Genomic DNA, 26,342 nt, shown 5'->3' on the forward strand with positions numbered 1-26,342 from the left:
GCCGCACGAAACCGTGCGGGTGTACTGCCTACGACCTCCGGATATAACCAAGGAGTACCGCCACAATGGCTCGTCTCGCTGGCGTTGATCTTCCCCGCGAAAAGCGGTTGGAAGTTGCGCTTACCTACATCTACGGCGTGGGCAAGACCCGTGCACACAAAACCCTGGCTGAAACCGGCATTTCTCCGGACGTCCGTGTTAAGGACCTCTCCGACGCCGAACTGGTCCAGCTCCGCGACTACATCGAGGTCAACTACAAAGTTGAAGGCGATCTCCGCCGCGAGGTAGCCGCCGACATTCGCCGCAAGGTTGAAATCGGCAGCTACGAAGGCATCCGACACCGCCGCGGCTTGCCAGTACGCGGACAGCGTACGAAGACCAACGCTCGTACCCGTAAGGGCCCGAAGCGGACCGTCGCCGGCAAGAAGAAGGCCGGACGTTAATAACGTCCCGCTGATCAGAACTTAGGAGAAATAATGCCCCCGAAGACTCGTGGCGCGGTTCGCAAGCCGCGTAAGAAGGACAAGAAGAATATCGCGCTTGGCCAGGCGCACATCAAGAGCACGTTCAACAACACCATCGTGACCATCACGGATCCTGCTGGTGCTGTTATTGCCTGGGCTTCCTCAGGCGAGGTCGGCTTCAAAGGCTCGCGTAAGTCGACGCCGTTCGCTGCGCAGCTCGCTGCAGAGCAAGCCGCCAAGCGCGCCCAGGAACACGGCGTCCGCAAGGTCGACGTATTCGTCAAGGGCCCGGGCTCCGGTCGCGAGACCGCAATCCGTTCGTTGACTGCTGCTGGGCTTGAGGTCGGATCGATCCAAGACGTAACCCCGAGCGCTCACAACGGCTGCCGTCCGCCCAAGCGCCGCCGCGTCTAAGCAGACCGTAAACCATATCGGCAAGCTTGCTGCAGGCCATGATGGCCCGCGGCAGGCTTTGCCGGTTGGCGATTGACGACCATACTTTCCACCACCTGTGTTGCGTCATATAGCGGATGCTCGCTGAAAGGAAAACCAAGTGCTCATTGCACAGCGCCCAACCCTCTCTGAAGAAGTAGTTTCCGAAAACCGCTCCCGGTTCATCATCGAACCGTTGGAACCTGGTTTCGGATACACCCTGGGAAACTCGCTCCGTCGTACCCTTCTGTCCTCCATTCCCGGCGCTGCCGTGACCAGCATCCGGATTGACGGCGTGCTGCACGAATTCACCACCGTGCCTGGCGTGAAAGAAGATGTCACGGAGATCATCCTGAACATCAAGAACCTCTCGGTTTCCTCCGAGCACGATGAGCCCGTGGTCGCCTACCTGCGGAAGCAGGGACCCGGCGTCGTGACTGCTGCGGACATCGCCCCGCCGGCCGGTGTGGAATTCCACAACCCGGACCTGCACATTGCGACCCTGAATTCGAAGGGCAAGTTCGAGCTCGAACTGACCATCGAACGCGGCCGTGGCTACGTTTCGGCAGCGCAGAACAAGTCCGGCGACGCCGAGATCGGCCGGATTCCGGTCGACTCGATCTACTCGCCGGTGCTCAAGGTGACCTTCCGCGTGGAAGCGACCCGCGTCGAGCAGCGCACCGACTTCGACCGCTTGATCGTCGACGTCGAGACCAAGCAGGCGATCGCCCCGCGTGACGCCGTCGCTTCGGCCGGCACCACCTTGGTGGAGCTGTTCGGCTTGGCCCGCGAGCTCAATACCGCTGCCGAAGGCATCGAGATCGGCCCTTCGCCGACCGACGCCGCGCTGGCCGCGGACATGGCTCTGCCGATCGAGGATCTGGACCTGACCGTCCGTTCCTACAACTGCCTCAAGCGCGAAGGCATCCACACCGTGGGCGAGCTCGTAGCCCGTTCCGAAGCCGACCTGATGGACATCCGCAACTTCGGTGCGAAGTCGATCGACGAGGTCAAGGCGAAGCTCGTGGAGCTGGGTCTTTCCCTGAAGGATTCGCCTCCAGGGTTCGATCTCGCTGCCCGTGCAGCTGCCATTGACGAGAGCGACGACGCCTTCGGCGACGACGAGCTCTAAAGACTGAAATTGCCTTCCCGGCGGGACCGGCAACTGCGAGCCAGTTGCCAGAACCCCGGATTCCACTTGAGGAGAAAACAATATGCCTACCCCCACCAAGGGTCCGCGCCTGGGCGGTGGCCCGGCGCACGAGCGCCTGATGCTCGCCAACCTGGCAGCTGCCTTGTTCGAGCACAAGCGCATCACCACCACGGAGACCAAAGCCAAGCGTCTGCGTCCTTACGCTGAGCGTCTGATCACCTTCGCCAAGCGCGGAGACCTGGCCTCACGCCGTCGGGTGCTGGCTTTGATCAGCAACAAGGGCGTGGTGCATGAGCTGTTCACCGACATCGCTTCGGCGGTCGAGAAGCGCGACGGCGGCTACACCCGGATCACCAAGATCGGCCCCCGCAAGGGCGACAACGCGCCGATGGCCGTGATCGAACTCGTGCTCGAGCCGGTCAGCCCGAAGCAGGCTGTCGTGGCTGAGGCCGAGTCGGCCAAGAAGGCTGCCCCGGCCAAGGCGGCTCCGGCCGAAGAAGCTGCTCCGGCAACGGAAGAGGCTCCGGCCGAGACCGTCGAAGAAGCCCCGGCAGAGGTCGAAGCGGACGCCGCTGAGGCTCCGGCCGAAGCTGCAGCTGCTGACGAGGCTCCGGCCGAAGCTGCTGCTGAAGAAGCTGCTGGCGAGAAGGAAGCCAAGTAACTTCGCTCGACCGATCCGGCATAGAATCATAGCCATGCTCGATCAGGAACCCACTGCATCCCCGCAAGGGGACGGTGGGTTCCTTCGGTTAAGGCTGGAGTTGGCCTATGACGGTGCGCCGTTCTCCGGTTGGGCGGTGCAGCCCGGACGCAGCACGGTCCAGGGCGCGCTCGAGGACGCTCTGGCGATGATCCTGCGCCGGCCGATCCGGGTCACGGTAGCCGGCCGCACGGACGCGGGTGTGCACGCCCGGGGCCAGGTGGTGCATCTGGACCTGCTCGAGCCGGAATGGCAGCAGATGGCCCGGCGGAGCGGAACCGCTCCGGAAGCGGCTTTTTTGCGCCGCTTGCGGGGTGCGCTCTCCCGGGTGCTGGGCGAGCAGACCGGGGCGGTGCTGGTGCATTCGGCCGGACCTGCGGAGCCGGGCTTCGACGCCAGGTTCTCGGCACTGTGGCGCCGCTACAGCTACCGGATCGCGGATCGGCCCGAACTCTGGGACCCGGTCCAGCGGCAGCTGACCTGGTGGCACAAGGACCCGCTCGACGTCGGGCAGTTGAATTCGGCGGTGCAGCCGCTGCTCGGGCTGCAGGACTTCCGCGCCTACTGCAAGCCGCGGGAAGGTGCGACCACAGTGCGCGAGTTGCAGCGTTTCGAATTCTTCCGGCGGCCCGACGGCGTGATCGACGTGACGATCCAGGCCGATGCGTTTTGCCACAATATGGTGCGGGCGTTGCTCGGGTCCGCCGTGCAGGTGGGCAGCGGGGAACAACCAGCCGAATGGTTGGCCGAACGCCTGGCGGCCCGGGTCCGGGATGCGAAATCGAATCTCGCGCCGCCGCATCCCCTGATCCTGGAGGAAGTGAGTTATCCGCACGGTGCCGAGTTGTTGGCCCGGGCGGAAATGACCAGGGCGCGGCGCGAATCCTGAGATTCCGCACCGCGCCCTGATCGGTTCCGCTGCTTGGTGGGCCGAGCTCGATCCGGCTCAGCCCGGCAGCATCAGCGCAGTGTGCCGAAGACGCCGTCCGCGCCGCCACGCTGGCGGCGATTGGCCCGCAGCACGATGCCGCCGGCGACCACGAAGGCAGCCGCGATCAATACCGCCAAGCCGATTTGCGCCCCGGTGACGGCCAAGGGGTTCTGGCCCCCGGTTCTGCTGTTGTCGGTTCCGCCGGCGACCGCGCCATTTCCGGCGCCGTCCGCGGCGCCGTTGGCGGAACCGCCCGGCTGCACCGGCGGCGTCGTCGGCTCGGTGCCGGTATCCGGCTTCGGGTCCCCGCCGGGCTTGAGCGTGCGATCGAGTTTGAGCGCATCGGTGACCGTGTAGAACATGTCGGTCTGGTCGGTCAGACCGACCACATTGGCCGCGCCGGGGCCGTAGCCCGCGACCCGGAGCTGAGTTCCGGTGTGCATCTGCGACTTGCCCTCAACCGCGGTGCCGTAGGCCATCGTCATGGGTGCGCCGTCCTTGGTGGTCAAGGTCCGGGTCAGGCCGGGGGTGTTGCTGTTGGGGTAGATGATCTGGCTGGAATGCGCGTGGTCGGCAGTGACCACGACGAGCGTATTCCCGTCCGCACGGGCGAAGTCCATGGCTTTCTGCACGGCTTCGTCCAAATCCACGGTCTCGCCGATCTGGGCGCAGGGATTGGCGGCGTGGTCCTGCTTGTCGATGCTGGCGCCTTCGATCTGCAGGAAGAAGCCTTTGCTGGCGCCTTTGAGCAGGTCGATCGATTTGCTGGTCATCTGCGCCAGCGTGGGCATGGTGCTGGGCCGCTTGGCGTTTTCCTGGCAGCTGATCGCCGGCATCGAGCCGCCGTTCTGCACCGCTTTGGGACCGTCCCAACGGGTCTCCATGTTGCCGTTCGCGAATAAGCCGAGCACCGGGGCGTTCTGGTCTGCCACGGTGAGCGCGTCCAGTCCTGCGGCGTCATTGACCACGTTGTACTTGCGGTCCTTGGCCTGGGCCAGCAGCGTTTGCCCCTGCCACTGGCCGGCGGTCGCGGTCTGTTCGAAACTTGCTGCGCCACCGCCCAAGGTGACATCTGCGCGGGTGTTGATCAACTGCTCGGTGATGGATCCGGCACCGCCGTTTTCCAGGGCGTTGCCGGGGCAGCTCTTGGTGGTTTCCACCGGCCCGTAGCAGCTACGGGAGGTGACGTTCGCGCCCTGCACGGCCGGCGTCGCATCCTGGAGTTCCGCCGTGGTGACGTTTCCGGTCTTGAACCCGTTGGCCCGTGCGGTCTGCAGCATGGTCTGCTGCGGCTTGCCGTTGACGTCCACCGAGATGGCGCCGTTGTAGGTCTTGGTCCCCGTGGCCCAGGCTGAACCGGAGGCCGCGGAATCAGTCGTGTAATCCGGGAGCTTAGAGGTCTTGTCCAAGGCATAGGTGGTGTACTGCCCGGTCAACGGCGGAGCGTCGATGCCCGGCAGCTTTCCGGCCGCGCCGTATTGGTAGTTGCGCGCAGCGGTGATTTCGGAATCGCCCATGCCGTCGCCGATCACCAGGATCACGTTTTTGGCCGGCCGGTCGACGATCGAAGCCCGGACGTCGGCGGCCCGGTCGCCGGAATTGCGCTGTGCGCCGCCGGGAGCGGTGATGTCCGCTGCTTGTGCTGCAGCGGCGCCGCTGAACGCGAGCAGCAGCGCCGCGAACGATGCTGCGGCGATCCGGACGGAGCGTCCGGATTTTCGATGGCTGGCAGATGGCATGGAAGACTCCTCGGTAGGGATGCAGTTGCGGACCATGGACGACGACGTCTGGGCTCCCTGCCGAACGCCACGGATTGCTTCCAGCCTCCTGGTTGGACGTTAAGGACGGGCTACCAGTACCTCCGCGGCATGGAAACGGGAGGTTAACAACTGGTGCCGACGGGATCATTTTGTCCTGACTCGCAAGCAAGGTAATATGGATAGTCGTTATGCGTGTCCTTGCTCGATAGTGCGCGCTCATGTGCAGGCTCAGTTGCAGAGTCACTATGCGCGGGGTGTGATCGGGCGGTTTGGATGACTGGTTGGATAGAGCCCTCACCTCTGTTCCGGTAGCGCATGAAGACGTGATGTCGGCCCGCATGAAGTGCGGACGATATAACCCATGAACACGAAACGAAGGCAAAAACTGTGCGTACGTACACCCCGAAGCCCGGCGACATCAATCGCCAGTGGCACGTCATTGACGCCACCGACGTTGTCCTGGGTCGTCTTGCCAGCCAGACCGCAACACTGCTGCGCGGAAAGCACAAGCCGACCTTTGCTCCCCATATGGATATGGGCGACTTCGTCATCATCATCAACGCCGAGAAGGTTGCCCTGACCGGCGCCAAGCTCGAGCAGAAGCGCGCTTACCGCCACTCCGGTTACCCGGGCGGCCTCTCCAGCGTCAACTACGCCGAGCTCTTGGAAAAGAACCCGGTCCGCGCCGTGGAGAAAGCGATCAAGGGCATGCTCCCGAAGACCTCGCTCGCTGCCCAGCAACTGTCCAAGCTGAAGGTCTACCGCGGTGCCGAGCACCCGCACGCCGCTCAGCAGCCGAAGACGTTCGAAATCACCCAGGTCGCCCAGTAGTCCTGGCCACCAACCAACGTAGTTTCAAGGAGAATTGTGGCTCAGAATACTGAAGAGCTGAACACCGAGGCCGTCGCTCCCGACGTTGCCGAGGAAGAAGTACTGACCAGCTACACCTCGGAAAGCTCCGCTTCCGCCGAGAGTGCACCGAAAAAAGAGCGTCCCGCGCTGACCGTCTCCGGCTCCGCCGTCGGCCGTCGCAAGGAAGCCATCGCCCGCGTCCGGGTCACCCCGGGCACCGGCAAGTGGATCGTGAACGGCCGCGAATTGGCTGATTACTTCCCGAACAAACTGCACCAGCAAGAAGTCAACGAGCCCTTCCGGATCCTGGATCTGGATGGCGCTTACGACGTGATCGCACGGATCACCGGCGGCGGCCCCTCCGGCCAGGCCGGCGCTCTGCGTTTGGGCGTTGCCCGCTCGCTCAACGAGATCGACGTGGACAACAACCGCGCGACGCTCAAGAAGGCAGGCTTCCTGACCCGTGACGCCCGCGTCATCGAGCGCAAGAAGGCCGGTCTCAAGAAGGCCCGCAAGGCTCCGCAGTACTCCAAGCGTTAATTTCCACGTTCAAGGCCCGTCGACTTCGGTTGGCGGGCCTTTTGCGTGTGCGGGCTCCGGTTTCAGATAGCCGCCTGTTTTTGCGTTAGCCGGTTGCGCAACAAGGGGCTAACGCAAAGGCAAAAGACTATCTGAAAGCAAAACCTCGCCGTCAGGCTCGGTGGAATCGGGTTAAGCAGTTTCCAGCGGGTAGAATCGTCTGCGATGTCTAGATTGTTTGGAACTGACGGTGTCCGGGGTTTGGCGAATGGCTTGCTCACAGCGGAGCTTGCTCTCTCGTTGGCTCAAGCCGCTGCGGTGGTGCTGGGCCATGACCAGCTCACGGAAGGCAAGCGCCCCCGTGCCGTGATCGCACGTGACCCCAGGGCCAGCGGCGAGTTCATCGGCGCCGCGGTAGAAGCCGGTTTGGCCAGCGCCGGCGTCGACGTTTATGACGCCGGAGTGCTGCCGACGCCGGCTGCGGCCTATCTGATTGCCTCGCTCGATGCGGACTTCGGTGTGATGATTTCCGCCTCGCACAATCCGGCGGCGGACAATGGGATCAAGTTCTTCGCCCGGGGCGGGAAGAAGTTGGCGGATGACGTCGAAGACGCCATCGAAGCGCAACTCAAACTGGAGCCGCACCGGCCCACCGGAGTCGGCGTCGGCCGGATCCAGCGCTTCGCCGACGCCGAGGACCGTTACATCCTCCACCTGCTCACGACTTTGCCGCACCGGCTCGACGGGCTCACCGTGGTGCTCGACTGCGCACACGGGGCAGCCAGCGGCTGTTCCCCGCAGGTTTTCAAGGACGCCGGGGCCAAAGTGATCGTGATCGGGGCCGAGCCGGACGGATTGAACATCAACGACGGCGTGGGCTCGACCCATCTGGGGCCGCTGCAGGAAGCCGTGGTCGCCCATGGTGCGGACCTAGGCATTGCGCACGACGGCGACGCCGACCGTTGCCTGGCCGTGGACCACGAGGGCAAGGTCATCGACGGGGACCAGATCATGGCGATCCTGGCGTTGGCGCTCAAGGCCGACGGCAAGCTCAAGGACAATGTCCTGGTGGCCACGGTGATGAGCAACCTCGGGCTGAAGCTCGCCTTGCGTGAAGCCGGGATCAGCATCCGGGAGACCGCGGTGGGGGACCGGTACGTGCTCGAAGCGATGCGTGAAGGCGGCTTCAGCCTTGGCGGCGAACAGTCCGGCCATGTGATCTTCTCGGACTACGCGACGACCGGCGACGGAGTGCTCACCGGTTTGCAGCTGGCCGCCCAGGTCGCCCGAACCGGACGGACCCTGCAGCAGCTGGCGACCGCGATGACGAAGCTCCCGCAGTTGATGATCAACGTCAAGGATGTGGACAAGTACCGGGCGCAGACCGACGACGGGGTGCGCGCGGCGGTGGCCCGGGCGGAACAGGAACTGGGTGAAACCGGCCGGGTGCTGCTGCGGCCTTCCGGAACCGAGGCGCTGGTCCGGGTGATGGTCGAGGCCGCCGACATGGAAACCGCAACCCGGATCTGCGAAGATCTGGCCGCGGTGGTAAAAAAGCGGCTGGCACTCGCCGTTTAGACGAATACCAGCCGCTTTCGGGTCGTGCTTGGTGTCAATTAATTCCGCGTCTTGAGTGCGTCGCGGATTTCGGTGAGCAGGACGACCTGCGGGTCGGGAGTCTCCTCGTCCGGGTTGATGCCGAGCTTGGCATTGCGGCGGGCGATCATGTGGTTCATCGGTACGACGACCACGAAGTAGATCGCGGCGGCGATGATGATGAATTTGACGATTGCCGTGAGCAAGACACCGAAGGCGATATCGTTGCCATTCAGCGTGACTTTGGCGAAATCATCAAAGTTGGGGGAGCCTACGAGTGCTGAAATTAGAGGCATCAACACACTTTCAACCAGTGCGGTGATGACTGCCCCGAAGGCAGTACCGATGACGACGGCAACCGCCAAATCGACGACGTTGCCCTTCATAATAAATTCTTTGAATCCCTTGATCATGGCACCCAAGGTAGACCGGAACCCGGTAGCTGAATAGGTCCGACACGCGATTGTGGTCAAATTGCAAGCTTCGGCGATTTTCGGAAAACACACCGATTAATCGGGTATCGGCTAAAGATAATCCGGTGCCGCAGCCAATCCGAAGTACTCTTCCAAGGTCTTCTTACCGGAAGATACAACGTCGCTGGCGACCTCGATGCCCAGGTACCGGAGGTGCCAGGGCTCCGGCTGATAGCCGCTGATTTGCTGCATCCCCGGCTGGTACCGGACCACGAAGCCGAAGCGGTGGCAATTGTCTTTGACCCATTGGCCGGCCGGTTGCTCGGCGAAGCAGCCCCGGAGGTTGCAGTTGCCGGAATCGCCGATGTCCACGGCCAGCCCGGTTTGATGCTCGGAGAACCCGGGCCGGGCTGAGGCGATGTCGGCCTGGGCCCGGCCCAATGAGGAGACCCAGGAGTTGTAGGTGCCTACCTGGGTGTCGTAGGAACGGAATGCACTGAGGATGAGGAACGGGGCCCCGGCGACCTTGGCAGCTCCGGCGAGTCGGTTCAAGTCCTCGGCTGCGGGAGCACGGAGCAGCTCGGTCCGGCCGGAACTGCTGGCGATCGATGGGCTGACCAGGTCGCCAGGCTCGAACGCCATGGGGTTGAGCGGGCGGTGCTTGTTGACGATGACGGTCAGCGATGCCGGGTCGTCCAGGTTCCAGCGCGGTGCGGACTGGGCCGGTGCCGGGACTTCGCCGGTGGCCGCCGCCGCGGCGCTGCTGCCGGTTTCCGCCGCAGATCCGCCATCCGTCGTCGGCCCGTCTGGCGTCGGCCCATTCGAGCAGGCGGTCAGCGCGGCCAGCCCGGCGGTGCCGAAAACCAGGCCTAAAACGTTCCGTCGATTCGGTTCCAACGCCACGTCAGGTCTTCCGCAGCAGCATCCGCCGGATCGAGTGATCGGCGTCCTTGGTCAGCACGAGTTGCGCTCGGCCCCTGGTGGGCAACACGTTCTCGACCAGATTGGGCTCATTGATCCGTTTCCAGATTCCCCGGGCGGTTTCCACGGCCTCTTCGTCGGAGAGCGAGGCGTAGCGGCGGAAATACGATTCCGGCTGGGCGAACGCGGACTGGCGCAAGGAGAGGAACCGGTCGATGTACCACTGTTCGATATGCGGTGTCTTGGCGTCCACGTAAATCGAAAAGTCGAAGAAGTCACTCACCGCGAGGCCGGAACGCCCGTCTTGCCGCGGCCGGGCCGGGGCAAGAACGTTCAGCCCTTCGACGATGAGCACATCGGGGCGGTGCACCACGACCTCCTTGCCCGGCACGATGTCGTAGATCAAGTGCGAGTACCAAGGCGCTCGGACTTCCTCCGCTCCGCCCTTGATTTCGCTGACGAAACGGAGCAGCCGACGGCGGTCGTAGGACTCCGGAAAGCCCTTCCGATGCATCAGGCCGCGGCGTTCCAACTCCGCATTGGGGTGGAGGAAACCGTCCGTAGTGATCAGTTCGACGTTCGGCGTGCCCGGCCAGCGTCGCAGCATCTCGCGCAAGATCCGGGCGGTGGTGGATTTGCCCACCGCGACCGAGCCGGCGACGCCGATCACGAAAGGGGTTCGCTGGGTCCGTTCGCCCAGGAACGTGGTGGTTGCCGCATGCAGTTGGCCGGCGGCGGCCACGTACAGGTTCAAAAGCCTGGAGACCGGCAAATAGACTTCGCGCACTTCGTTCATGTTCAGCGGGTCTTCCAAACCGCGCAGCCGGAGGATGTCCTCCTCGTTCAGCGGCTGCTCGATCTCCGCCGAGAGGCGGGACCAGGTCTGCCGGTCCAACTCGACGAAGGGCGATGTTCCGTCATTGGAATCAGTGCGTTGTGAACTCACCTTAGAGATTCTGCCTTGTGCGTGCGAAATCAGCGAACCGGAGCATCCCCATAGGAGGCCAACGCCACAGTGGTTTGGCCGTCTGGGGGCCGTCGGCCCGGTAGGCTTAAGTCCATGTGTGGAATTGTGGGATATGTCGGACGGGCTGAGCGTACCCAGGACCATGGTGCGATCGACGTAGTGCTGGAAGGCCTGCGCCGTTTGGAGTACCGCGGATACGACTCTGCCGGAGTCGCGGTACTGACTGACGGCGGCGTCGCCTCGGCCAAGAAGGCCGGAAAGCTGGCCAATCTGCTCGGCGTCCTCGACACGGCTCCGTTGCCCGAGTCGCGGACCGGCATCGGGCACACCCGGTGGGCCACGCACGGCGGACCGACTGATCTCAACGCGCATCCGCATTTGGCCGATGACGGCAAACTGGCGCTGATCCACAATGGGATCATCGAGAACTTCGCCGAACTGAAAACCGAGTTGCTCGCCAAAAGAGCGACGTTCGTCTCGGAGACCGATACCGAGGCAGCAGCCGTGCTCCTGGCCGATGAATACCGCAACGCGGCCGACGTCGAAGCCTCCGTCCGGTTGACTGTTGCCATGCAGCGCGCCTGCCAGAAGCTCGAAGGCGCCTTCACACTGCTTGCGATCCACTCGGATCTGCCCGGCGTGGTCGTGGCGGCACGCCGCAACTCGCCGCTCGTCGTCGGGCTCGGGGAGGGCGAGAACTTCCTCGGCTCGGATGTCTCCGGTTTCATCGATTACACCCGTCGGGCCGTGGAGTTGGGCCAGGACCAGATCGTCACGATCACCCCGGACGAAGTGGTGATCACCGACTTCTTCGGCAAGCCGGCGGCCGGCAAGGAATACCACGTGGATTGGGATGCTGCCGCGGCGGAGAAGGACGGTTACCCATCGTTCATGGAGAAAGAAATCCATGAACAGCCGCGCGCCGTGGCCGACACCCTGCTGGGCCGCAATGATTCCCATGGCAAGCTGACCTTGGACGAGCTCCGGATCGACGAGTCGATCCTCCGCTCGGTGGACAAGATCATCGTGATTGCCTGCGGGACCTCGGCCTACGTCGGCCAAGTGGCCAAGTATGCGATCGAGCATTGGTGCCGGATCCCCACCGAGGTGGAACTTTCGCATGAGTTCCGGTACCGGGATCCGATCGTCAATGAGAAGACCCTGGTAGTTGCGATTTCGCAATCCGGCGAGACCATGGACACGTTGATGGCGGTCCGGCACGCCCGGGAGCAAGGCGCCAAGGTGCTGGCAATCTGCAATACCAACGGGTCAACGATTCCGCGGGAATCCGATGCCGTGCTGTACACGCATGCGGGGCCGGAAATCGCGGTCGCTTCGACGAAGGCGTTTTTGGCGCAAATCACCGCGTCGTATTTGCTGGGGCTGTACTTGGCGCAATTACGCGGCAACAAGTTCCAGGATGAGATCAAGACGATCCTGACTGATCTCGCGGCGATGCCGGAGAAGATCCAGGCGGTGCTGGACCACGAGCAGCAGATCAAGGATCTGGCCGTGTCGATGAAGGACGTCAACTCGGTGCTCTTCCTGGGCCGCCACGTGGGTTTCCCGGTAGCCATGGAAGGCGCCTTGAAGCTCAAGGAACTCGCTTACATCCACGCCGAGGGCTTTGCCGCGGGCGAACTCAAGCACGGGCCGATCGCCCTGATTGAAGAAGGCCAGCCGGTTTTCGTGGTGGTGCCTTCGCCGAACGGGCGGGATTCCTTGCACGCCAAAGTGGTGTCCAACATCCAGGAAGTGCGGGCGCGTGGTGCCAAGACCATCGTGATCGCCGAAGCAGGCGATGAAGCGGTGCGCCAATATGCCGAGCACGTCTTCTACGTGCCGGCCACCTCGACCCTGCTCGCTCCGTTGCTGACCACGGTGCCGTTGCAGATCTTCGCCTGCGCGCTGGCGAGTGAAAAGGGTTACGACGTGGACCAGCCGCGCAACCTGGCCAAATCGGTCACCGTCGAGTGAGCCGCCAAGCGCTGCTGGTCATCGATGTCCAAACGGACTTGGTCTCCGGCGAGTATGCCGGACCGCTTACCGACCGGGAGGCGGTGTTGGCGAACATCGGGACCGCGATCGAGAAGGCCGTTGCTGCGGACGTCCAAGTGGTCTTCATCCGGGATCTGGACGTGGCCGGCGGCGAAGGGCCGGGCTTCGAGGTCCATGCCGGATTGCCGCAGCCGGCAGGTTCGGTGACCATCGACAAGTCGAACAACAATGCGTTCACCCGCACGGTGCTCGGCCCGTTCCTGCAGGAGCGCGGCGTGGATCACGTGGTGATCTGCGGAATGCAGAGCGAATATTGCGTGGATACCGCGGTGCGCGCTGCGGTGGGCCGGGACTTCGACGTCACGTTGCTCGAAGATGCGCATACTACGGCGGACTCTCCGGTGCTCAGCGGGGCGCAGATCATCGCGCACACGAACGAGACCCTGTACGCGCACGGCGACCTGGAGCATTTCTGCGTGACCCGCTCCGTCGTCGAAGACATTTTCACGCCGAACCATGCGCAGACGTTGCAGGAATGGCACGACGCCGAGGGTTGAGCGTTTTGTTAGACGTGAATGAGCTGAAGGGGAGCGGATCTATGATCTGCTCCCCTTCGCGTTGCCCGGCTTCTGGGATCAGTTGGCCCGACGGCGGCTGATCAGCATTGCGGCGATGCCGGCCAGGAGCAGGAGCCCGGCGAGGGCCAGGGGTGTGCTTGGGCTGGCTCCGGTGTTGGCCAGTTCGGTTTCTTGGGCGGTGGTTTTGATTTCCTTAGGGACTGCCGTCACGTTGTCCGTCGGCTGAACTGGTTTTGGGGTGACTACTGGTGGCGTGACAATGGCGGGAGCGGCACCGACCGTGACGGTAATTGTCGCGGTGGACACTACGCCGTCGGCGTTTGTGACTCGGTAGGACACGGATGGAACGACTCCGGAGAATCCGACGTTCGGGGTAAAACGGATTTTGTCTCCGACTCGATCGAACATTCCGTAGCCAACCAATTCGATTGCCGATCCGACACTTCCATCACCGGAAGCTGCGAGAGCCAGTGATGTTCGATCGAGTGCGGGCTCACCTTGCTGCCCATCATTCGCTAGGACATCTATCGTGACCGGAGTTTGATAGTCCGTGGACACCGCATCGTCCTTCAACGTGGATGGCCAACCCAGCGAAGCCTGATTGAAATAGCCCATTGCTTCGAAACCTGGAACGTTGACTTCCCAATATACTTGGTTATTGTCCTTCGGCTTCTGGTAACTCCAGGAATTATTGTCGTCGGCGTGGTAGACGACGTTATCCGTTGTCTCGGGCAGGACAGGTTTTCCATCGAGGTCACGAACGGTGTTCGCCTGTATCTCGTTGATTTTGATCGCCGGTAGGTCAAAATATTGCCAGCGGACAGAGACTGGTATGCCCGCTTCGACCAGGGGTTTCAGCGGCGAAAAATCAACGACTTTGTTGACGAGTAGGTCCAATTTGGTCAACTTAGTCAGTCCGCTGAACGGCGTGGCGTCGGAAATATCGTTGAACCTGATGTTCAAAGTTTCCAACTGGCTCATTCCGGCCAGTGGAGCTGCATCGGAAATCCCGGTCCTGGTCAAGTTTAGCGATCGGAGCCCCGGCAGAGCGTTGAGCGGCGTGATATCAATGCCGCGATTGCCTTCCAAGTTCAGCTCGGTCAGCTGAGCAAGACTTCGCAGTGGCGTCAAATCAGTGATCTTATTGAAGGGGACTCTTAGAACCCTTAATGAGGTAAGTGCCGACAAAGGCGTAATGTTCCTGAGTGTCATGAAAAAATTTGAACCGGAATATCTTAGGACATCGAGATATTCCAGATTTTTGAAGTTCTCTAGGCCTTGTAGACTGCCGATGCCCCGGCTCCTTCCGCTACAGGACAATTGAGTTACCGTGAGTGCTTGGTCCATGGTAATTTCCGCCTCGTAAGGCTGGCCGAGCTGGGAGTTGATACACGTTTTCAGTATTTCGTCGGGGATCGAAATGTTATCGGCAGCTTGAGCCGGTTGAGCGGCGAAAAGTGATGCGGTAGTCAGGGCGAGAGCCCCGATTGCTGCGGAAAATCGGGTACGGGTTTTCATGGTTCCTCTGGTTTGAGTGAATGGTCTGGTCGGCCACATTGGTTAGTGGATGCGGCGGCGGGTGAAGAATACTACGGCGGTGCCGGCTAGGAGTAGGAGCCCGGCAAGGGCCAGCGGTGTGCTGGGGCTGGCTCCGGTGTTGGCCAATTCGTTTTCCTGCGCGGTGGTTTTGGTGCCGTTTTCTGCCGGGTCGATGTTGACTACGGGTTTGACTGGCTCCGGGGTAGTGGCTGGCGGTGTTACGACTTCGGGGGCAGCGCCGACCGTGATGGTGATTTTTGCCGTGGAGGTGATGCCGTCGGCGTTGCTGACTTGGTAATTTACCGCCGGGACAGTGCCAGAGAAGCCGACTGCCGGGGTGAAGCGAATCTTTCCGTCGATGACGTCGAAGGTTCCGGCGGCTACCGTGAGAGTTTTCACCGGGGAGCCTTGGGCATCGAGCAGGGACAGGGTTGCTGGATCGAGGGGCGATTCGGTAGTGAGCCCGTCATTGGCCAGGACATCGATGACGATCGGGGTTTGGAAGCTGGCCGAGACGGAGTCGTCAGCGAGCGATGCCTGGGTAAAGATGCCGATGACATTAAAATTGTCTCTGTCGTACGGCAGGTTTTCGAAGTCCCAGGCTACGTCGTTCGCTGATGCGGCCTTGCTGAAGCTCCAGGAGGAGCCATCTGCAGCCACGGTTCCTTGGGCATTGTTCGGGTTCATCGAGGTTCGAGGAAACTCGCCATTTGGACCCTTGGCGGGGTTAGGTTGCTTAGCACCGACGTTGACCGGGGGAAGCTCGACAAACTGCGCCCCGCGGACGATGCCCTTGCGGTCGAGAAGGTTCTTGAGTGGTCGGAAGTCCGAAATATGGTTCTGATCCAAGCCGACAACTCTGAGGTTCGGCAGGTGGGCGAGTGGTGAGACATCAGAAATTTTCGCTTGAGGCAGGTGAATTCGATTCAAGTTGGTCAAGCTTTTGAGCGGAGTGAGATCGCTAATGGAGCTACCTAAAATGCCCAACCTTTGAAGCTGGGTCAATTCAGAGAGGGCAGAGAGATCACTCAAGTTGGGACTTGCTTGGTAGTTCGTGAAAATCCGAAGATTACTGAGCTGTTCAATCCCGGAAAAACTCCAGATCGGCGCGTTACAAGTAACACTCTCCAGACTCAATGCCTGTTCTTGGCTGATATCTGCTTCGGCGGATTGGCCAAGATTTTCGTTGATACAAGCTTTGAGCTCCGGATCCGGAATCTCGATCCCGGCAGCAGCCGCCGGTTGGGCCATGAAAAGTAATCCGGCGACGAGCGCGAGCGCGCCGATCCCAGCGGACAAGGACGTGCTGAATTTCATGGTTCCCCTTTGAGTGCCGATTAGAGCAATGATGCGAGTCGATTGGGGCGGTTCCGAATCTGGACCAATCAGTGATCTTAGTCGAAAAGCCGAGGTAAATCCAACGTGTAGAATTAGTGATTGCCGCAGCGAACGAATATCTCGGAGTCGGGCATTGTGTCGCCTCGCAACCCGACTCGATAGACTCTGAACATGATCATCGGCATCGGTATCGACGTAGTGGACGTGGAGCGCTTCGGGCGCCAATTGGAACGGACCCCCGGGCTGCTGGACCGGCTTTTCGTACCCGCCGAACGCGGGTTGAACACCCGGTCGCTGGCGGCCAGATTCGCCGCGAAAGAGGCGGTCGCGAAAGCGCTCGGCGCACCGGCCGGGATGAATTGGCAGGACTGTTGGATTGGTTTGGACGAGAGCGGCCCGACGGTGCAGACGAAAAATACCGTTGCGGCCGTCGCGGAAGCGTTGGGCGTCAAGCGCTGGCATCTCTCGATGAGCCACGACGGCGGGATTTCCACGGCCTTCGTGATCGCAGAAAGTTAGCCGTGCTCGCCGCCTATTCCGGGACCGCCGTCCGAGCGGCGGAAAAGAGCTTGCTCGACGCCGGATTGGGCGGGCATCTGATGGCCCTGGCGGCGTATGGTCTGGCCAATGCGGTGTTGCACCGTCTGGATCAGGCTTATGGCAGCAGGGCCGTCATTCTGGTCGGTTCCGGGAACAACGGCGGAGACGCCTTGTATGCCGGCGAAGTGTTGGCCCGACGCGGTGTTGCAGTCAGCGCAGTCCTGATGGCCGAGCGCTGGCACGAACCCGGCTTGGCGGCCTTGCAGTCGGTTGGTGGGAGGGTATTCCGGCTTGTGGAAGACCGCGTCGAGGCATTGGCGGCTGCCTGGTCCGCCGACGTCGTCATCGATGGGATTCTGGGCACTGGTGCCCGCGGCGGCCTGCGAGGCCTTGCTGCGGAGCTGGTGGCGCAACTGCGCGGACATCCCGGCGTGGTCGCTTGCGATCTGCCGAGCGGTTTGCACCCGGATACCGGGGAAACCGACGGTCCGGTGCTGGACGCGGTGGAAACCGTGACTTTCGGTGCGATCAAGGCCGGATTGCTGCTGCCTCCGGGGGAAGCCGCTGCCGGGGAAATCAGTCTGATAGACCTGGATCTGGACCTGCCCAGACCAGATCTGCAGCGACTCGACCAGCTGGATCTTGCTGAATTCTGGCCCCGCCCCGGTGCGACAGACCACAAGTACTCCCGGGGCGTGCTCGGCGTGGTGGCCGGTTCTGCTCAGTATCCCGGGGCCGCCCAGCTCGCAGTCGGCGGTGCGCTCGCGGCGGGCGTCGGCATGGTCCGCTATCTGGGCCCGGCACCGATGCCGCCGGAGGTGGTGGCGGGCGCTTCGGCGATTGCGGCGAACCGGGTGCAGGCTTGGCTGGTCGGTCCCGGCGTCGCCGATGATCCGGTGCAGGAGCAGCGCTCGTATGCGGCAATCACCTCGGGTCTGCCGGTGGTGGTGGATGCCGGGGCATTGGCCCTGCTGCCGGAGGCCGTCGGCGCGGACACGGTGCTGACCCCGCACGCCGGCGAACTCGCAGCCCTGTTGTCCCGGCGCGGGCAGCGGACCGAACGGTCCGACGTCGAGCGCGAGCCTTTGCGGTACACCGGGCTCGCCGTGGAACTGACCGGCGCGACGGTGCTGCTCAAAGGCGCCACCACCGTGGTGGTTTCGCCGTCCGGAGCGGTCTACAGCCAAGCGGAAGCGACTCCGTGGTTGGCCACGGCGGGCAGCGGCGACACGCTGGCCGGCATGTTGGCCGCATTGCTGGCTTCCGGCGTGCAGTCGGCGCTTGCCGCCGCGATGGCGGCCAGCGTGCACGGCCAGGCCGGAGTCCTGGCTTCCGGAGGCGGTCCGATCGCCGCGAGCGATATTGCCGGCGCGGTGCCCCGAGTTCTGTCGGAGCTGCTTTCATGAGGGTGGTGGTTCTGGACCTCGACGGGGTCATCCGGCACTTTGATTCCCTGGAAATCGATGCGGTGATCGAGGCTGAGTTGGGCTTGCCCGAGCGCACCCTGTGGCGTTTGGTGATGGAATCTCCCGACCTCGACCGGGCCGTGACCGGCGGGCCGAACCGGCGCGAATGGGAAGATCGGATTGAGGCGGAGCTGCGCTCGCTGGCAATGACCGGTGCAGATGTCGGGCGCAGCTTTCAACGTTGGCGCGCCAATATCGGCAAGGCCGATCCGGGCATGGTCGAACTGATCGAGCAGTGGCATTCGCGGGATATCCCGGTTTTCATTTTCACCAATGGCACCGACCGCGTTCCGGCGGAGCTCGAGCAACTGGGCGTCGCTGAATTGTTCCACGGGGTGCTCAATAGTTATGAGTATGGTGTCCGCAAACCCGCCGCCGAGGCGTACCGAATGGCGCATGCCGAGATCGAAGCAGTCTTGGGCCGAGCGGTGCGCCCGCACGAGGTTTACTTCACCGATGACAAGGCCAAGAACGTCCAAGCCGCCCGATCGTACGGCTGGCGGGCCGAAGTCTTCGAGTCGGCCGCCGCCATACGCGAAATTTAGCTGATCGCTCAGCACTCCACCACGTTGACGGCCAGACCGCCCATCGCGGTTTCCTTGTATTTGGTGCTCATGTCTTTGCCGGTTTCGCGCATCGTGATGATCACTTCGTCCAGCGAGACCCGGTGTTCACCGTCGCCCCAGAGCGCCATCTTCGTGGCATTGATCGCCTTCGCCGCGGCGATCGCATTCCGCTCGATGCACGGCACCTGAACCAGGCCGCCGATCGGATCGCAGGTCAGGCCCAAATTGTGCTCCATCGCGATCTCGGCCGCGTTCTCGACCTGGGCCGGGGAGCCGCCCATCACCTCGGCCAAACCGGCCGCGGCCATCGACGACGCCGAACCGACCTCGCCCTGGCAGCCCACCTCGGCGCCGGAAATCGAAGCCTGCTCCTTGTACAGCACGCCGACCGCGCCGGCCGCGAGCAGGAACCGGACCACGACGTCGTCTTTGTCCTCTTGAGTGGCGTGCTCCATGCCGGGCGCATAGTTGAGCGCGTAATACAGCACCGCCGGGATGATGCCCGCAGCGCCATTGGTCGGCGCAGTGACCACGCGGCCGCCGGAAGCATTCTCCTCATTGACCGCCAGGGCAATCAGATTGACCCATTCCTGCCAATACTTCGGATCGCGGTCCTTGTCCTCTTTGAGCAGGCGGTCATGCCAATCCGGGGCCCGGCGGCGTACCTTCAGGCCGCCGGGCAGCAGGCCTTCGCGGTTCAGACTGGACTCGACGCAGCCTTCCATGACTTCCCAAATGTGTTTGAGCCCGGCCCGCACCTCTTCCTCGGTGCGCGAATCGAGTTCATTGACCAGCATCACTTCGGAGAACCGGAGGTTGCGCGCGGCGCAATGCTCCAGGAGCTCGGCGGCGGTGCGGAAAGGCAGCGGCAATCCGTCGTGGGACTGGTCGAGTTCGGCGAGTGCGGCGTCCTCTTCGCCCTCCCGGACGATGAAGCCACCGCCCACGGAGAAGAACGTGGCGGCATGCAGGAGCTCGCCCGCGGCATCGGTCACTGCGAACTTGATGCCGTTGGTGTGCCGGTCCAAAATCGTCAACGGATGCAGGATCATGTCATCCGCGGTGTACGCCAGCGGGACCGAATCAGCCAGCCGGATCTGCCCGGTTTCCGCCATTGCGGCCAGGCGTTCTTCCACCTGGTCCGGCAAAATCAGGTCCGGGTAATGGCCCTCCAGGCCCAGCAGCACCGCGGTCATGGTGCCGTGCCCGCGTCCGGTTGCGGCGAGCGAACCGTAGAGGTCGACCCGGATTCCGGCAACCCGGTCCAGGCAGCCGGCGGATTGCAGTTCCTCGACGAACACCGCCGCGGCGCGCATGGGTCCGACCGTATGCGAGCTCGACGGTCCGATGCCGACCTTGAAAAGGTCGAAAACACCTATAGCCACAGTGTGATCCTAGTCTTGTTCTTCGTTGCAGATGCATCTGCAAGGGGTCAGGAGAGCGGCGCTACATCCGGGTAGAGCGGGTGTGCTTCGGCGAGCACCTGTACCCGCTGAGCCAAGGGGCCCAGATCCGTTCCGGCATCTGCGATCAGCGCCTCCGCGATGATGTCCGCGATCTCGGTGAAAGCCTCGGTTTCGAAGCCCCGAGATGCCAGTGCCGGAGTGCCGATGCGCAGGCCCGATGTGACCATCGGCGGCCGCGGGTCGAACGGCACCGCGTTGCGGTTCACGGTGACGTCGATCTGCGCCAAGCGGTCTTCGGCCTGCTGGCCGTCAAGCTCGGAATCGCGCAGGTCCACCAATACCAGGTGCACATCGGTGCCACCGGTCACCACGGAAATGCCTTTGGCCTTGACGTCGTCCTGGACCAAACGTTCAGCCAGGATCCTGGCGCCTTCGAGCACGCGTTGCTGGCGTTCCCGGAATTCATCCGATGCGGCGATCTTGAAGGCCACCGCTTTGCCCGCGATGACGTGCTCCAACGGTCCGCCCTGCTGCCCGGGGAAGACCGCGGAGTTGATCTTCTTGGCGATGTCCGCGTCGTTGGTCAAGATCACGCCGCCGCGTGGGCCGGCCAGCGTCTTGTGCGTGGTCGAGGTGGTGACATGCGCGTGCGGCACCGGGCTCGGGTGCAGTCCGGCGGCTACCAAGCCGGCGAAGTGCGCCATGTCCACCATCAAGTACGCGCCGACCGAATCGGCGATCCGGCGGAATTCGGCGAAATCCAGGTGGCGCGCATAGGCCGACCAGCCGGCCACGATCATCTTCGGCCGGTGTTCCTGCGCCAAGCGCTCCACCTCGGCCATATCGATCAGGTGGTCGCTTTCGCGAACCTGGTAAGGAACGACCTGGTACAGCTTGCCGGAGAAGTTGATCCGCATGCCGTGGGTGAGGTGCCCGCCGTGCGCCAGGTTGAGCCCCATGATGGTGTCGCCGGGCGTCAGCAGCGCGTGCATCACGGAGGCGTTGGCCTGCGCGCCGGAGTGCGGTTGCACATTGGCGTATTCGGCGCCGAAGAGCGCCTTGAGCCGGTCGATGGCCAACTGCTCGACGACGTCGACGTGCTCGCAGCCGCCGTAGTAGCGCCGCCCCGGGTAGCCTTCGGCGTACTTGTTGGTCAACACCGAACCCTGCGCCTGCATCACCGCTACCGAGGTGTGATTCTCGGAGGCGATCATTTCCAGGCCTTGGCGTTGCCGGGCGAGTTCGTCGTCGAGCTTGGCCGCGATCTCCGGATCGATCTGCGCGAGGGTTCCGTTGAGATGATCCAGGGTTTCCGAAGTCACTGAAGGCGCGGTCACAGTTCGGCCCCGTTCTTCTCCGCGTACTCAGCGGCGCTCAACAGCGGGCCTTCTTCGCTCACGGCAACCTTGAACAGCCAGCCAGCGCCGTACGGATCCTGATTGACCACGGCGGGATCGCCGACGGCGTCGGCATTGATCTCGGTGATTTCGCCGCTGACCGGGGCATAGAGGTCGGAGACGGACTTGGTGGATTCGATTTCGCCGCAGCTCTGACCGGCGGTGATGGTGCTGCCGACTTCGGGCAGGTCCAGGTAGACGATGTCGCCGAGGGCTTCTGCGGCGACCGCGCTCACGCCGACCGTGACCGGACCGTTGTTCAGGGCACCGTCATTGGCCACCCATTCGTGCTCGGCGGAGTAACGCAATTCAGGGACTACTTTGCTCATGGGATCTGGCCTTTACTTGGTTCGTTTGTAAAAGGGAAGGGCGACGACGGTGAACGGCTCGGCTTTGCCGCGCAGATCCACCTGGAGTTCGGTGCCGACCTCGGAATGCTCGGCGTCGACGTAGGCCAGCGCCACCGGGTAGCCGAGCGTGGGACTGGGCAGACCGGAGGTGACTTCGCCGATGTTCTGCCCGTCGAGAACCACCGGGTAATGGCCGCGCGCGGCGCGGCGTCCTTGGCCTTGCAGCCCTACGAGGACGCGTTTGCCATCCAGCGACTCGGCACGCTCTGCCTTGATCTTGGCCAGCGCGTCCTTGCCGACGAAGTCGCCTTCTTTGGCGGTCTTCGCCGGTGGGAGTGAAACGACCGGGCCCAGGCCCGCTTCGAAAGGATTCCCGTCCAGCCCTAGTTCGTTGCCATATAGCGGCATGGCGGCTTCCAAGCGAAGCGAATCCCGGCTGGCCAAACCACAGGGCGTGACGGCTTCATCGGCGGTCAGCAGGGAATTCCACAACCGGGCTGCCTCGGCGTTGTCGATGTAGAGCTCGAAACCGTCTTCGCCGGTGTAACCGGTGCGGGCCAGCAACACCGGCAAGCCGGCAACCGTGACTTCGGTGGCTGCGTAGTACTTGAGCTCGCGCACCGCTTCGGCTTGTTCTGCCGGGACCAGACCGAGCAAAATCCGCTCGGACTCCGGGCCCTGCAAGGCGATCAGCGAGGTCTGTGCGGAGACATTGTCCAGTTCGACGTCGAAGGATTCAGCCCGCTTGACGAACTCAGCGTAGACCGCGTCGGCATTGCCGGCGTTCGGCACGACGAGATAAACGTCTTCGGCTCGGCGGTAGCTGATCAGATCGTCGATGATGCCGCCGTCGGGATTGCAGATCAGCGAGTACTTTGCCTTGCCGACCGCGATCGCGGACAGGTTACCGACCAGGGCATAGTCCAAGAACGCGGCAGCTTGCGGGCCGCGGACCCAGATCTCGCCCATGTGGGACAGGTCGAACAAGCCCGCGCCTTGCCGGACGGCGTGGTGCTCGGCGAGTTCGCTCTGGTACTTCAGCGGCATGTCCCAGCCGCCGAAATCGGTGAAGCTGGCGCCGAGTTTCGCGTGTTCGGCGTGCAGTGCGGTTTCTTTGAGAGTCATCGGTGGCTCCAGTTTCCTAGTTCTCGAACGCTTCGGGCGGCGGGCAGGAGCAGATCAGATTGCGGTCGCCATTGGCGCCGTCGATCCGGCCAACCGGCGGGAAGTACTTGTCCACCCGCAGCGTGGGCAACGGGAAGGCAGCCTGTTCGCGGCTGTACTTGCGGTCCCAAGAATCATTCACCACCGCGTTCGCGGTGTGCGGGGAGAGCCGCAGCGCGGAATCCTCAACGGAGATCTTGCCTTCGGCGATCTCGTCGATTTCACCCTTGATCGAGATCATCGCAGCGATGAAGCGGTCGATCTCGCCGAGGTCTTCAGACTCCGTGGGTTCCACCATCAAGGTGCCGGCGACCGGGAAAGCGAGCGTCGGCGCGTGGAAGCCGTAGTCGATCAGGCGCTTCGCGACGTCCTCTGCGGTGACGCCGGTCTTCGCGGTCAGTTCGCGCAGGTCCAAGATGCACTCGTGCGCAACCAGACCGCCGTTGCCGGTGTACAGGATCGGGAAGAACTCGTTGAGGCTCGCGGCCACGTAGTTCGCGGCAAGCAGCGCGCTGCGCGTTGCCTCGGTGAGGCCGTCACCGCCCATGAGCTTCACATAAGCCCAGGAGATCGGAAGGACGCCAGCGGAGCCGTACTTCGACGCCGAGATCGGTACGCCTGCACCGTCGTGGCTTTCTGCGTTCGCGTTGCCCGGCATGAACGGTGCCAAGTGCGCCTTCGCAGCAACCGGCCCGACGCCGGGGCCGCCACCGCCGTGCGGGATGCAGAAGGTCTTGTGCAGGTTCAGGTGCGAAACATCGCCGCCGAACTGCCCTGGCTGGGCGAGTCCGACCAAGGCGTTCAGGTTTGCGCCGTCGATGTAAACCTGGCCACCGGCGGCGTGGATCGCGTCGCAGACCTGGCGGACGTCGGCGTCGAACACGCCGTGCGTGGACGGGTAAGTGATCATGATCGCGGCAAGGTTCTCTGCGTTGGCTTCGATCTTGGCGTTCAAATCATCGTGGTCGATGGTGCCATCAGGTGCGGTGGCAACAACCACGACCTTCATGCCGGCCAGCACCGCGGAGGCCGCATTGGTGCCGTGTGCCGAAGCGGGGATGAGGCAGACGGTGCGCTGCACATCGCCGCGGGAGAGGTGGTAGCCGCGGATTGCCAGCAGGCCGGCGAGCTCGCCCTGCGAACCGGCGTTGGGTTGGATGGATACCTGGTCGTAGCCGGTGATGGTGGCCAGTTCGGTTTCCAGATCCTCGATCAGCTCGCGCCAACCGGCGGTCTGCGAATCCGGCGCGAAGGGGTGGATGCTAGCGAACTCGGGCCAAGAAATGGATTCCATTTCCACGGTGGCGTTGAGCTTCATGGTGCAGGAGCCCAGTGGAATCATGGTGCGGTCCAGGGCCAGGTCGCGGTCGGAAAGCCGGCGCAGGTAACGCAGCATCTGGGTTTCCGAGCGGTGCGCGTGGAAAACCGGGTGGGTCAGGTATTCCGAGCTGCGCAGCAGGTTCTCCGGCAGGTTGTTCTCGCCGTTCACCACGGAGGCGCCGAAGACACTGGCCACCAGGGCAACCGTCTCGCTCGTGGTGGTTTCGTCGAAGGAAATGCCCAAGGTATCGGCATCAACCGGGCGGAAGTTCAGGCCCTTCGCCTCAGCTGCGGCGAGCAGTTCTGCGGCACGGCCGGGAACCTTGACCGTCAGAGTGTCGAAGTGGTTTTCGGTAGGCACCTCGATGCCGGCGGCCTTGAGCGAGGCAGCGAGTGTTGCGGCGTGCCGCTGCGTGCGCTGCGCGATCCACTTCAGACCCTCGGGGCCGTGGTAAACCGCGTACATGCTGGCCACAATGGCGAGCAGCGCCTGGGCGGTACAGATATTCGAGGTCGCCTTCTCCCGGCGGATGTGCTGCTCGCGGGTCTGCAGCGCCAAGCGGTAGGCGGGGGTGCCGGCGTCGTCCTTGGAAACGCCGACCAGGCGGCCGGGCAACGAACGCTCCAGGCCGTTGCGCACCGCCATGTAGGCGGCGTGCGGGCCACCGAAGAACAACGGCACGCCAAAGCGCTGTGCGGAGCCGACGGCGATGTCGGCGCCCTGCTCGCCCGGCGGCACGATCAGGGTCAATGCGAGCAGATCGGCAGCGACGGTGACCATCGCGCCGCGCTCTTTGGCTTCGGTGATCAGGGCAGCGTGGTCGTGCACGGTGCCGGAGACGCCGGGCTGCTGCAGCACGATGCCGCAGATGTCACCCTCAGGCAGGCCGTTGGTCGCGAGGTCGACAACCACGACGTCGAAGCCGAGCGCCTCGGCGCGGCCCTTGACCACCGAGATGGTCTGCGGCAGGACGTCGGCGTCCAGTACGATGACTCCGGACTCGAGCTTCTTGTTCGAGCGGCGCATCAGCAGCACAGCTTCAGCAACGGCGGTGGCTTCGTCGAGCAATGAAGCGTTGGCAATCGGCAGCGCGGTGAGGTCTGAGACCATGGTCTGGAAGTTGAGCAGCGCTTCGAGGCGGCCCTGCGAGATTTCCGGCTGGTAAGGCGTGTAGGCGGTGTACCACGCCGGGTCTTCCAGGATGTTGCGACGGATCACCGGGGGAGTCACGGTGTCGTAGTAGCCCTGGCCGATCAGCTGGACCGCGGTCTTGTTCTTCGAGGCGAGTTCGCGCAGCTTCTTGAGGACGTCAACTTCGCTCAGCGCGGGCTGCAAGACCAAGGCGTTTTGCTGCCGGATGCTCTCCGGCACCGCGGTGTCGACCAGACCGTCTACCGAGTCGTAGCCGATGGTTTTGAGCATGTGCGCCACGTCGGCTTCGCGCCGCGCGCCGATGTGCCGATCGGCGAAGGTTGTCTCAGAAACAAGATTTTCACTCATGAGGAACTCCAGTATTCGGGTACAGCTGTACCGGGCTTGGGTTCCTCCCCGCTCTGTATTGGACCTGAGAGTTTCCGCGAAGACTTCTCCGCTTGCACCGTCGGTGAGTATTGCTCGGATGGAGCAATACTGCTTTCCAGAGTTGCCTTGCCGCAGCGGTACAGGGGCCTGAGAGATTCCCGGGGAGGGTTTGCTCCTACGGCGCCTGCTGCCTGGTTTGGTGACAGCAGAACTCTCCCGCTGCGGATCATCGGCTTTTCAATTGTCCAGTGACCATTGTCACACGGTGGGGTAGTACGCAACAAATCTCCAGGAGCCGTCGAGCGGGCGTGCACAGATGACGGCTTGTCGGCGCCGTTCATGTGCCACATCAGTCATTTTGTGCACTCCCGCCCCAGCATTTGTGCACCCCGGTTTCCATCCAGAATTTACCTCAGATTTGGCTGGCCGTTCCTTTGCTGCCGAAGGATG

General features: G+C 63.1%; 24 protein-coding genes and 2 riboswitches. Of the genes, 13 read left to right on the plus strand and 11 right to left on the minus strand.

The window, feature by feature from the left end:
* Positions 1–65 precede the first annotated feature (65 nt).
* The 5 genes from rpsM (at position 66) to truA (ending at position 3,638) form a co-directional block, all read left to right on the plus strand.
* Positions 66–443, plus strand: a complete 378-nt coding sequence (rpsM, locus tag JOE69_RS13775; RefSeq protein ID WP_012245520.1) for a 30S ribosomal protein S13 — start codon at positions 66–68, stop codon at positions 441–443.
* Positions 444–476: 33 nt separating this feature from the next.
* The gene (gene rpsK, locus JOE69_RS13780) at positions 477–878 is read left to right on the plus strand and encodes a 30S ribosomal protein S11 (RefSeq protein ID WP_012245519.1); all 402 of its coding nucleotides are present in this window, start codon (positions 477–479) and stop codon (positions 876–878) included.
* Between the two features lie 139 nt (positions 879–1,017).
* On the plus strand, positions 1,018–2,028 hold the full coding sequence (locus JOE69_RS13785; protein ID WP_296365700.1) for a DNA-directed RNA polymerase subunit alpha: 1,011 nt from the start codon (positions 1,018–1,020) through the stop codon (positions 2,026–2,028).
* Positions 2,029–2,110: 82 nt separating this feature from the next.
* On the plus strand, positions 2,111–2,710 hold the full coding sequence (gene rplQ / locus JOE69_RS13790) for a 50S ribosomal protein L17 (RefSeq protein WP_309799623.1): 600 nt from the start codon (positions 2,111–2,113) through the stop codon (positions 2,708–2,710).
* 34 nt (positions 2,711–2,744) lie between these two features.
* Complete coding sequence (gene truA / locus JOE69_RS13795) at positions 2,745–3,638, plus strand: tRNA pseudouridine(38-40) synthase TruA (RefSeq protein WP_309799627.1); 894 nt, start codon at positions 2,745–2,747, stop codon at positions 3,636–3,638.
* Between the two features lie 71 nt (positions 3,639–3,709).
* On the opposite strand, the gene phoA is transcribed toward truA, so the two are convergent.
* On the minus strand, positions 3,710–5,419 hold the full coding sequence (gene phoA, locus JOE69_RS13800) for an alkaline phosphatase (protein WP_309799629.1): 1,710 nt from the start codon (positions 5,417–5,419) through the stop codon (positions 3,710–3,712).
* Positions 5,420–5,827: 408 nt separating this feature from the next.
* Between phoA and rplM the strand changes: the two genes are divergently transcribed.
* From rplM to glmM, 3 genes are all read left to right on the plus strand, one after another.
* On the plus strand, positions 5,828–6,271 hold the full coding sequence (gene rplM, locus JOE69_RS13805; protein ID WP_012245145.1) for a 50S ribosomal protein L13: 444 nt from the start codon (positions 5,828–5,830) through the stop codon (positions 6,269–6,271).
* 36 nt (positions 6,272–6,307) lie between these two features.
* On the plus strand, positions 6,308–6,832 hold the full coding sequence (gene rpsI / locus JOE69_RS13810; protein WP_296365690.1) for a 30S ribosomal protein S9: 525 nt from the start codon (positions 6,308–6,310) through the stop codon (positions 6,830–6,832).
* 204 nt (positions 6,833–7,036) lie between these two features.
* Positions 7,037–8,389, plus strand: a complete 1,353-nt coding sequence (gene glmM, locus JOE69_RS13815; protein WP_309799631.1) for a phosphoglucosamine mutase — start codon at positions 7,037–7,039, stop codon at positions 8,387–8,389.
* A 38-nt stretch (positions 8,390–8,427) separates the two neighbouring features.
* Here glmM and mscL read toward each other — a convergent pair whose 3' ends face one another.
* From mscL to coaA, 3 genes are all read right to left on the minus strand, one after another.
* Positions 8,428–8,820: a large conductance mechanosensitive channel protein MscL gene (gene mscL / locus JOE69_RS13820; RefSeq protein WP_309799633.1), complete on the minus strand. Its 393-nt coding sequence runs from the start codon at positions 8,818–8,820 to the stop codon at positions 8,428–8,430.
* A 111-nt stretch (positions 8,821–8,931) separates the two neighbouring features.
* Positions 8,932–9,723 (minus strand): M15 family metallopeptidase, encoded by a 792-nt coding sequence (locus tag JOE69_RS13825; RefSeq protein WP_309799635.1) that lies wholly within the window; start codon positions 9,721–9,723, stop codon positions 8,932–8,934.
* Position 9,724: 1 nt separating this feature from the next.
* Positions 9,725–10,687 carry a type I pantothenate kinase gene (coaA, locus tag JOE69_RS13830; protein ID WP_309799637.1) on the minus strand — a complete coding sequence of 321 codons (963 nt, stop codon included), beginning with the start codon at positions 10,685–10,687 and terminating at the stop codon, positions 9,725–9,727.
* A 114-nt stretch (positions 10,688–10,801) separates the two neighbouring features.
* Between coaA and glmS the strand changes: the two genes are divergently transcribed.
* On the plus strand, positions 10,802–12,685 hold the full coding sequence (glmS, locus tag JOE69_RS13835) for a glutamine--fructose-6-phosphate transaminase (isomerizing) (RefSeq protein WP_309799639.1): 1,884 nt from the start codon (positions 10,802–10,804) through the stop codon (positions 12,683–12,685).
* Complete coding sequence (locus JOE69_RS13840) at positions 12,682–13,263, plus strand: isochorismatase family protein (RefSeq protein WP_309799641.1); 582 nt, start codon at positions 12,682–12,684, stop codon at positions 13,261–13,263. The genes glmS and JOE69_RS13840 overlap by 4 nt, the downstream gene beginning before the upstream one ends.
* A gap of 78 nt (positions 13,264–13,341) precedes the next feature.
* Here the strand turns inward: JOE69_RS13840 and JOE69_RS13845 are convergent, their stop codons facing one another.
* Together JOE69_RS13845 and JOE69_RS13850 are read right to left on the minus strand one after the other, a co-directional pair.
* Entirely contained in the window at positions 13,342–14,802 is a 1,461-nt protein-coding gene (locus tag JOE69_RS13845) for a leucine-rich repeat domain-containing protein (protein WP_309799643.1), read from the minus strand.
* 42 nt (positions 14,803–14,844) lie between these two features.
* Positions 14,845–16,140 (minus strand): Ig-like domain-containing protein, encoded by a 1,296-nt coding sequence (locus JOE69_RS13850; protein WP_309799645.1) that lies wholly within the window; start codon positions 16,138–16,140, stop codon positions 14,845–14,847.
* Positions 16,141–16,332: 192 nt separating this feature from the next.
* Here JOE69_RS13850 and JOE69_RS13855 point away from each other — a divergent pair, with 192 nt between their 5' ends.
* From JOE69_RS13855 to JOE69_RS13865, 3 genes are read left to right on the plus strand one after another with little or no spacing between them, the layout of a single operon-like run.
* On the plus strand, positions 16,333–16,680 hold the full coding sequence (locus JOE69_RS13855; RefSeq protein WP_296365676.1) for a holo-ACP synthase: 348 nt from the start codon (positions 16,333–16,335) through the stop codon (positions 16,678–16,680).
* A gap of 2 nt (positions 16,681–16,682) precedes the next feature.
* Positions 16,683–18,107 carry an NAD(P)H-hydrate epimerase gene (locus JOE69_RS13860; protein WP_309799647.1) on the plus strand — a complete coding sequence of 475 codons (1,425 nt, stop codon included), beginning with the start codon at positions 16,683–16,685 and terminating at the stop codon, positions 18,105–18,107.
* A complete protein-coding gene (locus tag JOE69_RS13865) occupies positions 18,104–18,712 on the plus strand; it encodes an HAD family hydrolase (RefSeq protein WP_309799649.1) in 609 nt (202 codons plus the stop codon). The genes JOE69_RS13860 and JOE69_RS13865 overlap by 4 nt, the downstream gene beginning before the upstream one ends.
* 8 nt (positions 18,713–18,720) lie before the next feature.
* Here the strand turns inward: JOE69_RS13865 and JOE69_RS13870 are convergent, their stop codons facing one another.
* Genes JOE69_RS13870 through gcvP form a run of 5 tightly spaced genes read right to left on the minus strand, consistent with a single transcriptional unit; the run spans position 18,721 to position 25,871 of the window.
* Entirely contained in the window at positions 18,721–20,118 is a 1,398-nt protein-coding gene (locus JOE69_RS13870; protein WP_296365672.1) for an L-serine ammonia-lyase, read from the minus strand.
* 47 nt (positions 20,119–20,165) lie between these two features.
* Positions 20,166–21,476, minus strand: coding sequence for a serine hydroxymethyltransferase (gene glyA / locus JOE69_RS13875; RefSeq protein ID WP_309799651.1), 1,311 nt, complete (start codon positions 21,474–21,476; stop codon positions 20,166–20,168).
* Positions 21,473–21,865: a glycine cleavage system protein GcvH gene (gene gcvH, locus JOE69_RS13880; RefSeq protein ID WP_296365669.1), complete on the minus strand. Its 393-nt coding sequence runs from the start codon at positions 21,863–21,865 to the stop codon at positions 21,473–21,475. The genes glyA and gcvH overlap by 4 nt, the downstream gene beginning before the upstream one ends.
* Positions 21,866–21,877: 12 nt before the next feature.
* The gene (gene gcvT, locus JOE69_RS13885; RefSeq protein WP_309799655.1) at positions 21,878–23,011 is read right to left on the minus strand and encodes a glycine cleavage system aminomethyltransferase GcvT; all 1,134 of its coding nucleotides are present in this window, start codon (positions 23,009–23,011) and stop codon (positions 21,878–21,880) included.
* A 16-nt stretch (positions 23,012–23,027) separates the two neighbouring features.
* Positions 23,028–25,871: an aminomethyl-transferring glycine dehydrogenase gene (gene gcvP, locus JOE69_RS13890; RefSeq protein ID WP_309799657.1), complete on the minus strand. Its 2,844-nt coding sequence runs from the start codon at positions 25,869–25,871 to the stop codon at positions 23,028–23,030.
* Between the two features lie 43 nt (positions 25,872–25,914).
* Positions 25,915–26,016, minus strand: a riboswitch (glycine riboswitch).
* Position 26,017: 1 nt separating this feature from the next.
* A riboswitch (glycine riboswitch) is annotated at positions 26,018–26,121 on the minus strand.
* Positions 26,122–26,342: the final 221 nt, after the last annotated feature.

The organism is Arthrobacter russicus, from assembly GCF_031454135.1.
GTDB classification, from domain to species: domain Bacteria; phylum Actinomycetota; class Actinomycetes; order Actinomycetales; family Micrococcaceae; genus Renibacterium; species Renibacterium russicum.